13 protein-coding genes are annotated in these 12,627 nt (G+C 57.7%); 3 read left to right on the forward strand and 10 right to left on the reverse strand.

Annotated elements, in window-relative coordinates:
* Positions 1 to 61: 61 nt before the first annotated feature.
* From leuD to ACFPDR_RS18190, 8 genes are all read right to left on the reverse strand, one after another.
* Positions 62 to 700: a 3-isopropylmalate dehydratase small subunit gene (gene leuD, locus ACFPDR_RS18155; protein WP_376911726.1), complete on the reverse strand. Its 639-nt coding sequence runs from the start codon at positions 698 to 700 to the stop codon at positions 62 to 64.
* Positions 697 to 2,109 (reverse strand): 3-isopropylmalate dehydratase large subunit, encoded by a 1,413-nt coding sequence (gene leuC / locus ACFPDR_RS18160; RefSeq protein WP_376911727.1) that lies wholly within the window; start codon positions 2,107 to 2,109, stop codon positions 697 to 699. The genes leuD and leuC overlap by 4 nt, the downstream gene beginning before the upstream one ends.
* Positions 2,106 to 3,011 carry a hydroxymethylglutaryl-CoA lyase gene (locus ACFPDR_RS18165; protein WP_203145218.1) on the reverse strand — a complete coding sequence of 302 codons (906 nt, stop codon included), beginning with the start codon at positions 3,009 to 3,011 and terminating at the stop codon, positions 2,106 to 2,108. Before ACFPDR_RS18165 ends, leuC begins: the two co-directional genes overlap by 4 nt.
* A complete protein-coding gene (locus ACFPDR_RS18170; RefSeq protein WP_376911728.1) occupies positions 3,008 to 4,219 on the reverse strand; it encodes a CaiB/BaiF CoA transferase family protein in 1,212 nt (403 codons plus the stop codon). The genes ACFPDR_RS18165 and ACFPDR_RS18170 overlap by 4 nt, the downstream gene beginning before the upstream one ends.
* A gap of 128 nt (positions 4,220 to 4,347) precedes the next feature.
* Positions 4,348 to 5,646 (reverse strand): TRAP transporter large permease, encoded by a 1,299-nt coding sequence (locus ACFPDR_RS18175; RefSeq protein WP_302357678.1) that lies wholly within the window; start codon positions 5,644 to 5,646, stop codon positions 4,348 to 4,350.
* A 1-nt stretch (position 5,647) separates the two neighbouring features.
* Positions 5,648 to 6,166 carry a TRAP transporter small permease gene (locus ACFPDR_RS18180; protein WP_026483845.1) on the reverse strand — a complete coding sequence of 173 codons (519 nt, stop codon included), beginning with the start codon at positions 6,164 to 6,166 and terminating at the stop codon, positions 5,648 to 5,650.
* Positions 6,167 to 6,224: 58 nt separating this feature from the next.
* Positions 6,225 to 7,226, reverse strand: coding sequence for a TRAP transporter substrate-binding protein (locus tag ACFPDR_RS18185; protein ID WP_376911729.1), 1,002 nt, complete (start codon positions 7,224 to 7,226; stop codon positions 6,225 to 6,227).
* A gap of 35 nt (positions 7,227 to 7,261) precedes the next feature.
* Entirely contained in the window at positions 7,262 to 7,882 is a 621-nt protein-coding gene (locus tag ACFPDR_RS18190) for an isochorismatase family protein (protein WP_026483844.1), read from the reverse strand.
* Between the two features lie 173 nt (positions 7,883 to 8,055).
* On the opposite strand from ACFPDR_RS18190, the gene ACFPDR_RS18195 reads away from it, so the two are divergent.
* From ACFPDR_RS18195 to bfr, 3 genes are all read left to right on the forward strand, one after another.
* Positions 8,056 to 8,940 (forward strand): LysR family transcriptional regulator, encoded by an 885-nt coding sequence (locus ACFPDR_RS18195; protein ID WP_026483843.1) that lies wholly within the window; start codon positions 8,056 to 8,058, stop codon positions 8,938 to 8,940.
* 131 nt (positions 8,941 to 9,071) lie between these two features.
* Entirely contained in the window at positions 9,072 to 9,341 is a 270-nt protein-coding gene (locus ACFPDR_RS18200; protein ID WP_009460253.1) for a (2Fe-2S)-binding protein, read from the forward strand.
* Between the two features lie 270 nt (positions 9,342 to 9,611).
* Positions 9,612 to 10,088, forward strand: coding sequence for a bacterioferritin (gene bfr, locus ACFPDR_RS18205; RefSeq protein ID WP_009460252.1), 477 nt, complete (start codon positions 9,612 to 9,614; stop codon positions 10,086 to 10,088).
* A 136-nt stretch (positions 10,089 to 10,224) separates the two neighbouring features.
* On the opposite strand, the gene ACFPDR_RS18210 is transcribed toward bfr, so the two are convergent.
* Both ACFPDR_RS18210 and ACFPDR_RS18215 read right to left on the reverse strand, forming a co-directional pair.
* Positions 10,225 to 10,848 (reverse strand): hypothetical protein, encoded by a 624-nt coding sequence (locus tag ACFPDR_RS18210; RefSeq protein ID WP_009460251.1) that lies wholly within the window; start codon positions 10,846 to 10,848, stop codon positions 10,225 to 10,227.
* 108 nt (positions 10,849 to 10,956) lie between these two features.
* Positions 10,957 to 12,570, reverse strand: a complete 1,614-nt coding sequence (locus tag ACFPDR_RS18215) for a peptide chain release factor 3 (RefSeq protein ID WP_035268647.1) — start codon at positions 12,568 to 12,570, stop codon at positions 10,957 to 10,959.
* Between the last annotated feature and the right edge of the window lie 57 nt (positions 12,571 to 12,627).

Here is a 12,627-nt window from a genome sequence, read left to right on the forward strand (position 1 = left end):
AGGGCGGGAGGCAGGCAGCGGCAGAAGTCCCCTTCCGCCGCTGCCCCTCTATCTATCATGCTTAGCTAAATAACCAGGGCTCCTGTTCCCGGCGCCGTTGTTCGTAAGCCTGGATCTGACCCATTTTTTGCTCTGTCACGCTGATATCGTCCAGCGCCAGCAGCAGGCGGTGGCGGCGTTCAGGCTCCACCTGGAAACGGATGTGCTGGTTGGGACCGATCAACATGCAGGCCTCCAGATCTACCGTCCATTCATCCCACGGATTTTGTGTGGCTGTGGTGAATAAACCATCAATTTGCTCCGCAGCCATCTGGATGGGCAATATGCTGTTTTTAAAGCAGTTATTGCGGAAGATGTCGGCAAATGAAGGGGCGATCAGCACCGCAATGCCTAAGTCCTTCAGCGCCCAGACCGCGTGTTCACGGCTGGACCCGCAGCCGAAGTTCTCGCGTCCGAGCAGAATCTGGGCTCCCTGGACGTGCGGCTGATGCAGGCAAAAACTGTTGATGGGTTCACGCTCGTCCAGTGGTTTGCCGGGGTAGCCAATGTCCGCGTACCGCCAGTTGTCGAAGGCATATTGTCCAAAGCCAGTGCGCGACAAGGATGTCATGTACTGCTTGGGCAAGATAGCGTCGGTGTCTACGTTGGCGCGGTCCAGCGCAATCAGGCGCGAGCGCACGGAAGTAAAAGGTGTGTTCATGCGGCGTCCCAGTTACGGATATCGACAAGATGGCCCGCAATTGCAGCGGCAGCAGCCATGGCGGGGCTCATCAGGTGTGTACGTCCCAAGGCGCCCTGCCGGCCCTCGAAATTACGGTTGGAGGTGGAGGCGCAGCGCTCGCCCGGGTTCAGGCGGTCTTCGTTCATGCCCAGGCACATGGAGCAGCCCGGCTCGCGCCATTCAAAACCGGCTTGCGTAAAAATCTGGTCCAAGCCTTCCTGCTCGGCCTGACGACGTACCAGACCCGAGCCGGGGACGACCAGGGCCTGCAGCACCGTGCTGGCCACACGTTTGCCTTTGACCATGGCTGCGGCGCTGCGCAGGTCCTCAATACGGGCGTTGGTACAGGAACCGATGAACACCCGGTCTATGGTGATGCCTGCCAGCGGCTGGCCGGCCTGCAAAGCCATATAGTTCAAGGCGCGTTGAGCATCAGCCTGTTTGCCCGTGGCAGCGGCTAATGGATCAGGTACAAGCTGGTCGATGGCTGCCGCCATATCGGGGGACGTGCCCCAGGTAACCGTGGGGGCGACCTGCGTGGCGTCGATCTGCAAGTGTTGATCGTATTGGCAGCCCTCATCGCTGATCAGCGTGCGCCAGTACTGCTCTGCCTTGTCCCAGGCCTCTCCTTTCGGTGCCAAGGGGCGACCGCGCACATAGTCCAGAGTCTTGTCGTCCACAGCGACCAGACCAATACGGGCCCCCGCTTCGATCGCCATATTGCACAAGGTCATGCGCCCTTCCATGGACAAGGCCCGGATGGCGGGGCCGGTAAATTCGATGGCACAGTCCCGTCCTCCATCCGCACCCAGGCGGGCAATGATGTGCAGGATCAGATCCTTGGCGGTGCTGGTGGCTGGCAGTTCACCTTGCACATCGACCTGCAGGCTGCGCATGCGTTTTGCGGCTAGGCATTGCGTGGCCAGAACATGCTCCACTTCGGAGGTGCCAATGCCAAAGGCCAAGGCCGCAAACGCGCCATGCGTGCTGGTATGGGAATCTCCTGCCACGATGCTGGAGCCGGGCAAGGTCATGCCCTGCTCGGGTCCGATCACGTGGATGATGCCCTGGCGCTCGTCATCCAGGCCAAAGTAGCGCAGGCCAAACTCCCGGCTATTGATCTCCATCTGGTCGATCTGTGCCTGCGCCAACGGGTCTTCCAGACGCTGATTGCGGCGGCGCGTGGGCACGTTGTGGTCCACCGTGGTCAGCGCAGTTTCCGGGCGACGCACTTGGCGTCCGGCCAAGCGCAAGCTCTCGAAGGCTTGTGGACTGGTGACTTCGTACAACAACTGGCGGTCTATGTAGATCAGATCATGCTCATCGTCTACCGTCGCAACGCGATGTGCATCCCAGAGCTTTTGAAAAAGGGTGCGGGCCGTGCTCATGGTTGGCAGACCTTCAAGGCGTAGGCGGGTCCCGCTTTGTGCAGGCGACTTTGAATGGGCTCTTGCGTCAGGGCTGCGATTTCTTCGGCTAAGGGCTGGAGTGCTTCCAGATTCAAGCCTGTTTCCACACCGCTGATCTGGAACATATGGGCCAGATCTTCCAGGCTGGCATTGCCGCTGGCACCGGGGGCGTAAGGGCAACCGCCCAAACCGGCCAAGGCTGCGTCGAACCGACGCCCTCCTTCGCGATATGCGGCCCAGGCATTGGCCAGAGCCAGCCCGCGGGTGTCATGGAAATGGCCGGTGACGCCTTGTTCACCATATAAGCTCAAGGCAGCCTGAGTCAGGCGTTCTACATCCACGGGCGAACCCATGCCGGTGGTATCGCACAGGCTGACGGAGCTGGCTCCCATGCGCTGCACTTGCTGCATCAGTGCAATCACGTGCGTGGGGGCGACGGCGCCGGTAAAGGGACAGCCAAAAGCGGTGGACAGGGACACGTTGACTGGCGTTTTGCCCGCCGCTTCCAGCACTTGCTCCAGCTGGGTCAGTGATTGCGCAATATTCATGCGCAGATTGGCCTGGTTATGCGCTTCAGAGGCCGAAAATACAAAGTTCAGCTCGTCCATATTGGCCGTTAAAGCACGCTGTGCACCGCGCAGATTGGGAACCAGGGCGGTGTAGCAGACTTGGGGGGCGCGCGCGGTCAGGCGAGCCAGCTCGTCGGCATCCGCCAGGGATGGGATGGCTTTGGGTGAGGTAAAGGACGTCAGCTCTATCTTGCGCACGCCGCATCGAGGCAGTGCTTGCGCGATACGCAGCTTGTCCGGCGTAGGCACCCAGCGTGGCACAATTTGCAGGCCGTCACGCAAGGTGACATCAGTTAATAACACGGTACTCATTCCACGATTCCTTGTTCACGCAGAGCTTGGCGGCGCTCCGGGCTCATGCCCAGTTCTTGCAGGATGCTGTCTGTGTGTTCACCCAACTCCGGCCCCAACCATTGGGTGGCACCGGGGCTGCGGCTTAGCTTGGGGACGATGCCGGGTATGGTCAGTTCCTGGCCGTCCTCCAAGGAGTGTTTCTCCAGCATGCCGCGGGCCTGGTAATGCGGGTCATCAAGTATGTCGGCGGCGGTGTAGATGCTGCCGCTGGGGACTTCCGCCTGATCCAGCACGCTCAGTACCTCTTCCAGACTGCGGGCGCCTGTCCAGTCGCCAATAGTCTGGTCCAGCATGGCGCTGTGTTCTACACGTCCGGCGTTGTCGGACAAGCGTGGATCGCTGGCCAGATCAGGACGGTTCATGGCCTGCATCAGACGGATGAAAATCGCGTCACTATTGGCGGCAATCACTACCCATTTACCGTCGCCGGTGGGATAGGTGTTGGAGGGGGAGATACCGGGCAGGCTGGCCCCGGTACGTTCGCGCTGATGACCGTTCAGTTGATAGTCTGGAATCAGGCTTTCCATGATGGCAAAGACAGATTCATACAAGGCCACATCAATCATCTGCCCCTGCCCGCCTTCCTGACGTAGATGGTGCATGGCCAGCAGCGCACCAATAGTGCCGTATAGCGAAGCCAGCGTATCGCCCAGGCTGACACCGGCTCGTACAGGGGGCCTATCCGGATAGCCGGTGCCATAACGCAGGCCACCCATACATTCTGCAATGGCGGCAAAGCCGGGACGACGGTGGTAGGGGCCGTCCTGCCCATAACCGGAGACGCGCACCATGATCAGGCGTGGGTTCAGTGCGTGCAGCGTTTCCCAGCCCAGGCCCCAGCGTTCCAGCACGCCGGGGCGGAAGTTTTCAATGACGATATCGCTTTGCAGGGCCAGTTCACGAGCAATCTCCTGGCCTTCGGGCTGGCGCAGATCGAGCGCAATGGAACGCTTGTTGCGACTTTGCACGCGCCACCACAGGGAGGTGTCTTTGTGCAACTGCCGCCAGCGGCGCAGCGGGTCGCCCTTGCCGGGCGGTTCGATCTTGATGACATCGGCCCCAAACTGGGCCAGCAGGCTGCCGGCATAGGGGCCGGCAATCAAGGAACCCAGCTCCAGGACTTTGATGCCTTTGAGCGGGGGTTCGGTAAAGCTGTTCTTATCCATTTCTGTTTCCTCCAGTTATTGATTCTGGGATAGAAAAAGAAAGTAGAAAAGCAATCAAATATTATGCTGCCATCGTAAAAAACGTGGATGGAAAATTAAAAAAACCCGCATGAAGCGGGTTTTATTTTTTAAAGCGTTCTGGGTAACCAAAGAATGATTTCGGGGAAGATTGTCAAAATCACAATCGCCAAAATTTCCAGTACCACAAAGGGCAGAGCCCCGCGTGTAATCTGCTGTAGCGATATTTGTGGGGCAATGCCCTTGATCACATACAGGTTCAAACCCACCGGCGGCGTAATGACGGCCATTTCGCAGGCAATAATCATCACAATGCCAAACCATAATGGATCGTAGCCCAGCGCCACAATTACAGGCAGTAAAACAGGTGTGGTGATCAGGATAAGAGAAACAATATCCAGGAACATGCCCACGACAATCAGGAACAACAGCACAAACAGGAGAATGACCCAGGCAGGCTGAGACGATGCCGTAATCAGGGCCACCAGCTTTTGCGGAATCATCAAGCGGGTCATGATGTAGCCAAACAGCAGCGCTGCGGCCAGAATCAGCAAAATCATGCCACTGGTGACGGCGGTGGAGCGCAGGATCTGCAAGGCCGTGCGCCAGTTCATTTCCTTGTAGGCAATGGCAATGATGAATGCCCCTGCAGCACCAATACCAGCGGCTTCTGTCGGGGTAGCAATGCCCAGATAGATCGTGCCCAGCACCAGCAAAATCAGCAAGGAAGCAGCCCAGATGTCTTTCAGGGCGGCCAGTTTCTGTGCCCAGGTAACGACTTCCGAATTGCGCGGTGCGGACTCTGGCTTGAATATCGCAACCAGAGCGACATAGATCACCATCATGACGGTGACCATCAAGGCGGGTAGCAAGGCACCAATGAACAGCTTGCCGATGGATTGATCCGCCATTTCGCCATACAGCACAAAGCCAATGCTGGGTGGAATCAGCAAAGCCAGGGCACCGGCCGCAGCAATCGTGCCGCCAGACAGGCTGGGCGAGTAACCACGCTTGAGCATTTCTGGGATGGCAAAGCGACCAATCGTGGCGGCACCCGCCACGCTGACCCCGCTCATGGCACCGAAAACGGCCGAGCTGCCCACACTGGCTACAGCCAAACCACCGGGCAGGCGGTTCAGCCACAGATAGAACAGCTGATACAGCTTGCCGCCAATACTGGTGCGGGCAATGACCTCACCCATCAGAATGAACAGCGGAATGGCGATCAGGGAATAGCTGGCCATGCCTCGGTGCAAAGTGGCGGGAATGACGTCCAGGCCGCCCAGGCCGGATTTCATCAGAATGCCGGAAATACTGGCGACACCCAGTGCGGCAAAAATGGGGGTGCCGATAACCATCAGGATGGCAAAGCAGGCCATCATCAGGCTGAAAATGAGCATGGAATCCATGTCAGAACTCCTTGATGCTGTCGTTGGATTCCACACTGTTCGGAATGAACAGTTGGCGCAGGGTAGCCAGGCCCAGCAAGGTGCCGCCCAGCGGGATCATGCCGTAGGCAATCCACAGGGGGAAGCGCAGCATGGAGGCCGAGCGGTAGTTACGGGCAATCGCTGTTTCCACCACGGAAATACCGGCCCACAACAGCACCAGGCAGAAGAACAAGATGCACAGCTGCGAAATGCAAGTGGCCAGGCGCTGGCCGCGTGGCGAGAAGCGCATATGGAAGGCTTCCACGCTGACGTGGCGGTTTTCCAGGTGAACCCAGCCGATGGACAGCCAGGAGCAGACCAGCAGCAAATACACACATACTTCGGTGATATAGATGCTGGGGCTATTAAAGACGTAGCGTGCAATGACGCCATAGGTGCAGGCAATCATCAGAGCGGCCAGTGCAACTTCGGCCACCAGAATGGCGAGCCGATTGCTACCGCGCGCAAATGCGCCCAGAAAATGAATAAGTGGATTCATGGTGTCTCCACACGAGGGATGCACGCCGGTTTGTGGTCCGGCGCGCAGTCACGCGTGATCAGGGCTGGCGGGTTTTCTCGATCAGTTCCAGATAGGCGGGACCGTTCTCAACCTGCTTGCTCCATTCATCAATGGCGGCTTGGGTTTGCTGACGCATTTCGGCCAGTTGAGCGGGCTCAACACGGTTGATGGTCACACCGGCTTGCTCGTAGCGTTGCAGGGCCTGGCCTACAAAGGCGTTCACGCGTTCAAACTGTTCTTCGTCGCGCTGGCGGGCGGCCTTGCTGATGATCTCTTGCAGATCGGGGGGCAGGGATTCCCATTTCTTGCGGTTGATGGTCAGCACGGACACATCAATACCGAAGTTGGCGATGGAGACATATTTGGCCACTTCATACAGGTTGCGGCCAATGCCAGTCAGCAAGGGACGTGGGGTGGCGTCGATCACGCCACGGTCAAAGGCCAGGTACAGCTCGGAAGATGGCATGCCAGTAGGCGAGCCCCCCAGCAGTTGCAGGGCGCGTGCGTCCATGGAACTGGTGGATGCCCAGACTTTGCCCTTGATGTCCGCGGCGGAGTTGATGGGTGCCTTGCGGCTGTAGAACTCGTACGGATCCCAAGGAGCCAGGCCCAGCACCACGGCATCGTGGGTGTCACGCAGTTCCTGCTCGGCACCCAGCTTGAACAGACCTTGATCCAGGGCACGCTTCAGGTGGGACGTGCTGTCAAACAGGAATGGCAGGGTAAAGATGTTCAGCGCTGGCACGGTGCCGCTGGGGTACGTGCTGGTCATGTTGACGATATCCACGTCACCGCGCGACAAGGCTGGCAGCTCCTCGTAGCCATCGAACAACTGACCGGAATGGAACACGTTGATCTTGATGCGACCCTGGCTTTCTTTTTCCACGGTCTGAACGAAGTTCTCGATGGGTTTCCAGGCGTACTCGTAGGCCGGAGGCAAATAGGTCGAGAAAGTCAGTTCAACTTCTTGGGCTTGGGCGGGCGAGATGCCCAGCGCCAGGGTGCAGGCGGCCATCGCCGCTGTCAGGGCTTTTTTCATGAGAGTCTCCTGTGGTTTCTTTTTTTGTTGCGCGTTTAAAGCGTGTGTAGATGAGCGATCAAGTCTGCCGAGGGCAGGACTTCGGCGTACTTGCTGGCCATATCGATCAGATTGCTGCGATGTTGGGCTGCCGAGCGGTCAGCCACCGCATCTTCAGCCACGAACGGGGCAAATCCCGACTGCAAGCTGTCCACCACGCTGGCACGCACGCAACCGCTGGTGGTGGCACCGGCCACAATCAGCATGTCGCAGCCCTGATGGGCCAGCAAGGCGGGCAGCGGCGTGCCGTAAAAGGCGGAAGCCTGGGTCTTGTACAGGATGATGTCTTGTTCGGGGTCGTAGTCCAGCCGCGGGTCCAGCTCACAGGCAGGCGAACCACGCAGCAGGCAGCGCAAGGACGAGGCCTTGGTCAGCCACAGATTGGCGTCGGCCAGATGGGCTTCGTAGCCGATGATGGTGAAAATAACGCGACCCTTGCCACGCATGGCGCGAATCAGGGTGTTGGTTTGTTCGATCTGGCTGTCGCAGTTCGAGGCCAGTGGCGTCAAGCCAGGCTCGGTAAAGCCGCGTTGAAAATCGATAACGACCAAAGCCGGTTGTTGCCCCATGGGCAGGGTGCCGTCAAAGCCCCCTTTCAGATTGTCGCTGTCGCGCATCTTGTTTCTCCCCTCACTCTCTATTCCTGACTTAAATAATCAGGTTCCGTATTATGTGCGTAGTCTGTCATCGCTAATGACGTGAGTACAGCGTCAAATTGCGATGGTGCTATCGCAATTGATGATGGCAGAGTGCTTGTCGACCCGCCCTTCCTAGGATGGAATACTGGCTTATGAACATCGATCCCAAATCTTTACGGCTGTTTTTATTGGTGCTGGAACGCGGCACCATCTCGGGGGCGGCCGAGCAGTTTCATATTGCGCCTGCCGCGGTCAGCAAGCGCCTGAGCGATCTGGAGCAGCAACTAGGCGCAGCCCTGATCGAGCGCAGCAACAAGGGTGTGTATCCGACGGCAGCGGGCAAATCATTGGCGGCCATGTCCCAGCGCCTGCTGGACGATATGGATGCCATGGGCGCGCTGATGCGCGACTTTGCCGGCGGGGCCACTGGGCATGTGCGGATTGCGGCCAACCTGTCGTCCATCACGCAGTTTTTGCCGCAGGCTTTGAGCTCCTTTATGGCGCGGCATCCCAAAGTGCGGGTGTCGCTGGAGGAACGTATCAGTGCGGGAGTGGCCCAGGCGGTGGCCGATAACAATGCCGATCTGGGCGTGCTGATACGCGGTGTAGGCAGTGCGGAGGTGGAGTACTACGACTATCGCCAGGACGAGCTGGTGTTGCTGGTGCCTGCTACCCATCCTTTGGCAGGACGGGGAGAACTGGCCTTTGCCGACACGCTGGATTTTGACTACGTAGGTATGCATACCGGCAGTCACCCCAATCTGTTGCTGTTACGCGCCGCCAGCGAGCTGGAGCGCACCTGGCGTTGCCGCGTGCAGGTGACCAGTTACGATGCCCAGTGCCGCATGATTGAGGCGGGGCTTGGAATTGGCGTGTTGCCACGTTCTGTGGCCGAATCCTATGTACAAAGCCTGGGCCTGGCCTTGTGCGTGATCAAGGAGCCCTGGACCTCACGCCGCGTGGCCTTGTGCGTGCGTAGCCGCTATAGCTTGTCGCCCGCCGCGCGCTTGTTGATGGACCATCTACTGCAGAATTGATGCGACTGTCGTTTTCAGACCAAGACCGCAAGGGCAGGCTGCAAGCCGTTTCCAAGGCGTTATCGGTGTAATACAGTTCTTAATGAGAATGACTCTTGATATTTTCAAGATTCTTGATAATAATGGTTCTCATGTTTATCTGCATATGTAACGCGATCACCGAGCGTCAAGTACAAGAAGCAGTACGTGGCGGCGCTTCCAGCCTGGCAGACCTGCAAGGTCAGCTTGGCGTGGCGTCTTGCTGTGGCTGTTGCGCGGAGACGGCTCAGGACTATTTGCCCGGCGGACGCTATGCCAATCAGACCATGATTGCCAGTCTTGAAACCGCCCGGGTGGATTACGCTGCCAACGACAGCCTGATCCCTGCCCCTGAGTTCGGCCGTCTTGTTTGCCGCGCCTAAGCGCGTGTTTTTGATCAGGATTTTCCATTCCCGCTATTGCTAGTGGGAATGATTGTTATTGGTCCTGTTACTAACCCAAAAGTGCAACGCTTTCTGGGTGTTTAGCTGTTTTTTAAGCCATGGCACATGCGTGCATGGTAGCCTGTCACATTCATCCCCCACTGTGTTTTTGCCTGCATCGCGCCTGCGTGCGATCTGTGGCGTGAGCAGCATTTGTGGGGGCTCGGCGGCTCCTTGGGGGGAGCGCCGTCAGATTTACAGGAGAACAGCATGTTTGGCGATAAAGTGGTAATTCAGCATCTGAACAAGCAGCTAAAGAACGAACTAACAGCAATCAATCAATACTTCTTGCACGCTCGCATGTTGAACCATTGGGGCTTTAACAAGCTGGGCAAACACGAGTATGACGAGTCCATCGGCGAGATGAAGCACGCCGATATGCTGATCGAACGTATCTTCATGCTGGACGGCCTGCCCAACCTGCAGGACATGCACAAGATCATGATCGGTGAGAACGTGCCTGAACTGCTGGGCTGTGACCTGAAGCTGGAACAGGCTGCCCGTCAGACCGTGGTAGAGGCTATCGAGTACTGTGAGTCCACCCGCGACTACGTGTCGCGTGATTTGTTCTTGAAGATTCTGGACGACACCGAAGAGCACATCGATTGGCTGGGTACACAGCTGGAGCTGATCGAAAAAGTGGGCCTGCAAAACTACCTGCAATCGCAGATGGGCGACCACGAATAAGTCTTTGTTTGGTCAGACCAAAAAAAAGCACCCGTTACTAACGGGTGCTTTTTTATTGTCTTTGGCAGCTTCCTGCTTTGGATACGAAGCCTTCAATTGCAAAGGCAGCGTAGCCTGGGAAGCGACTACAGACAGCTTAGAAGGACTTGCTTGGGCAGCCAGGCACCTTGCCCCAGGCATTGTTCGGACCGCAGTACTTGTTGCGAGCATCCCAGGAACAACTTGGGCGATCGAAAAAGCCTTTTTGGCTACAGGCATTCAACTCTTGCTGCAGTTGTGCCTGCCAGGCACCGTTATTGTTGCCGGCCACTTGAATATCCTGTGGTGGCGGTGGTGGGGGCGTGCCTACATCTACCGGCTGGATAGGCTCGGAGCCGCCCAGGTTTACGCGAGCAATCCCTTGCAACTCCCGGTTCTGCTCGGTCATGGCAATTTGAATGGCCTGCTCCAGCGAAATGGACGTGGTGGCCAAGGCAATAGGTGGCTTTTCTTCCGTCAGCGTAGACGTGTCGATTTCCCAAGCGATCGGGGTGGGTGCTTGTGGCACTCCCAGGCGACCATTGGGTAAAGGCTGCGGCGGTTGCGCGGTAAAGGGTTTGCCATCGGCATCGAGCGTAGGCAAGTCTGACGGGTCGGGGGTGCTGACCGCCATGGACTTTTCAGGGCCGTGCGCGATTAGCCAGTTCCCCAGTTCCAGGCCGCCCCACACTGAAGCACCTGCGGCCAGCAGCAAGACAGCAATGATAAAACGCCAGGGCATAAGCGATGTCTCGGTTGAATCAGGGGCAATCCGGTCGGCCGGATGCGCGTAATTAAAAGAAAAGAGCCGTCATTGTAGCGAAATGTCGGCCCTGCTCTTGTGACAGAATTAGACGGCATCCCCGAAAACGTGTCCACCATGTTCACGTAATGCGTGGAATTCAATGCCTGGATTCAGCTCCTGAGCCACGCGCAACTGCGCAGGCGAGGTTGCTAAAAAGGCAATGGCCTCGACCACGTCGTAAGCAATATTGCCCGCGTTGGTCTCGATAAACTTCTTCATGTCCTTGGGGTCTTTGGCTGTTACCCAGCGAGCCATATTGAAGCGGCTGGACGACAGGCGCGCTTCCACACCGTACTCCGTTTTCAGGCGGTGGGCCACCACTTCAAACTGCAGTTGGCCAACCGCGCCCAGCAGCATCATGCCGCCTGCCATATGGGGACGGAACACCTGAATGGCGCCCTCTTCACCCAGCTGGGTCAGGCCGGTACGCAATTGCTTGGTGCGCAATGGGTCTTTGACCTCAATGGACTGGAACAGTTCGGGGGCGAAGAAAGGCAGCCCGGTAAATTGCAGGTTTTCGCCTTCGGTCAGCACATCACCCAATTGCAGGATGCCGTGGTTGGGCACACCGATAATGTCGCCAGCAAAGGCATCGTCCAGAAGCTCACGGCGTTGCGACAGGAAGGACACCACGTTATTGGGGCGAATTTCCTTGCCGGTACGGGACACTTTCAGTTTCATTCCGCGTTTGAAGTGGCCGGAGCTCACGCGCACAAAGGCCACGCGGTCGCGGTGGGCAGGGTCCATATTGGCTTGCACCTTGAACACCACACCACTGAACTTGGGCTCGTCAGGCTGCACTTCGCGCTGCAAGGCAGCGCGTGGGCCAGGAGCAGGCGCCAGGTCAACCAGGGCGTCCAGCACTTCCTGCACACCGAAGTTATTGATGGCCGAACCAAAGAACACAGGAGTTTGCTTGCCTTGCAAGAACAGGTCCAGGTCGAATTCGGGCGCTGCAGCATTGAGCAGCTCGATTTCTTCCTGAGCCTTTGCAAAGGGCTCGCCAAAGCGTTCGGCAATCACAGGGTTGTCCAGGCCGGGGATGATTTCATCCTCGCCATGACGTTCCTGACCGGGCTTGAACACACGCATATGATTGGCGCGCAGATTGAACACACCGCCAAAGCGACGTGCCATCCCGATAGGCCAGGAAAACGGCACTACTTCCATGCCCAGGTGCGATTCGATTTCCGACAGCACATCCAGCGGCTCTTGAACTTCGCGGTCCAGCTTGTTCACGAAAGTGATGATGGGCGTATTGCGGGCTCGGCACACTTGCAAGAGGCGAATGGTTTGCGGTTCCACACCGTTGGCCGCGTCAATCACCATCAAGGCGGCGTCCACGGCGGTCAGCACACGGTAGGTGTCTTCGGAGAAGTCCTGGTGACCGGGGGTGTCCAGCAAGTTGATCACGCAGTCGCGGTATTCCATCTGCATGACCGAGGAGGCCACCGAAATACCACGTTGCTTTTCAATTTCCATCCAGTCCGAGGAGGCGTGACGGCTGGCTTTACGGGCCTTGACGCTACCTGCAATCTGAATCGCACCCGCGAACAACAGCAGTTTTTCTGTCAGTGTGGTCTTACCCGCGTCAGGGTGAGAAATAATGGCAAAGGTGCGGCGTTTCTTGACTTCAGAGCGTATGTCACCGGACGACATTGAAAATCCTTGTGGCAGCGCCGGTCTGGCGCGTGGAAAACAGTGAGCGAATTATCC

The sequence above is a fragment of the Alcaligenes sp. GCM10023179 genome (genome assembly GCF_042653705.1).
In the GTDB taxonomy this organism is placed as follows: domain Bacteria; phylum Pseudomonadota; class Gammaproteobacteria; order Burkholderiales; family Burkholderiaceae_B; genus Alcaligenes; species Alcaligenes phenolicus.

Coding starts and splice junctions, on each gene's coding strand:
- leuD (WP_376911726.1), bottom strand. CDS start 700: ATGAACACACCTTTTACTTCCGTGCGCTCGCGCCTGATTGCGCTGGAC.
- leuC (WP_376911727.1), bottom strand. CDS start 2,109: ATGAGCACGGCCCGCACCCTTTTTCAAAAGCTCTGGGATGCACATCGC.
- ACFPDR_RS18165 (WP_203145218.1), bottom strand. CDS start 3,011: ATGAGTACCGTGTTATTAACTGATGTCACCTTGCGTGACGGCCTGCAA.
- ACFPDR_RS18170 (WP_376911728.1), bottom strand. CDS start 4,219: ATGGATAAGAACAGCTTTACCGAACCCCCGCTCAAAGGCATCAAAGTC.
- ACFPDR_RS18175 (WP_302357678.1), bottom strand. CDS start 5,646: ATGGATTCCATGCTCATTTTCAGCCTGATGATGGCCTGCTTTGCCATC.
- ACFPDR_RS18180 (WP_026483845.1), bottom strand. CDS start 6,166: ATGAATCCACTTATTCATTTTCTGGGCGCATTTGCGCGCGGTAGCAAT.
- ACFPDR_RS18185 (WP_376911729.1), bottom strand. CDS start 7,226: ATGAAAAAAGCCCTGACAGCGGCGATGGCCGCCTGCACCCTGGCGCTG.
- ACFPDR_RS18190 (WP_026483844.1), bottom strand. CDS start 7,882: ATGCGCGACAGCGACAATCTGAAAGGGGGCTTTGACGGCACCCTGCCC.
- ACFPDR_RS18195 (WP_026483843.1), top strand. CDS start 8,056: ATGAACATCGATCCCAAATCTTTACGGCTGTTTTTATTGGTGCTGGAA.
- ACFPDR_RS18200 (WP_009460253.1), top strand. CDS start 9,072: ATGTTTATCTGCATATGTAACGCGATCACCGAGCGTCAAGTACAAGAA.
- bfr (WP_009460252.1), top strand. CDS start 9,612: ATGTTTGGCGATAAAGTGGTAATTCAGCATCTGAACAAGCAGCTAAAG.
- ACFPDR_RS18210 (WP_009460251.1), bottom strand. CDS start 10,848: ATGCCCTGGCGTTTTATCATTGCTGTCTTGCTGCTGGCCGCAGGTGCT.
- ACFPDR_RS18215 (WP_035268647.1), bottom strand. CDS start 12,570: ATGTCGTCCGGTGACATACGCTCTGAAGTCAAGAAACGCCGCACCTTT.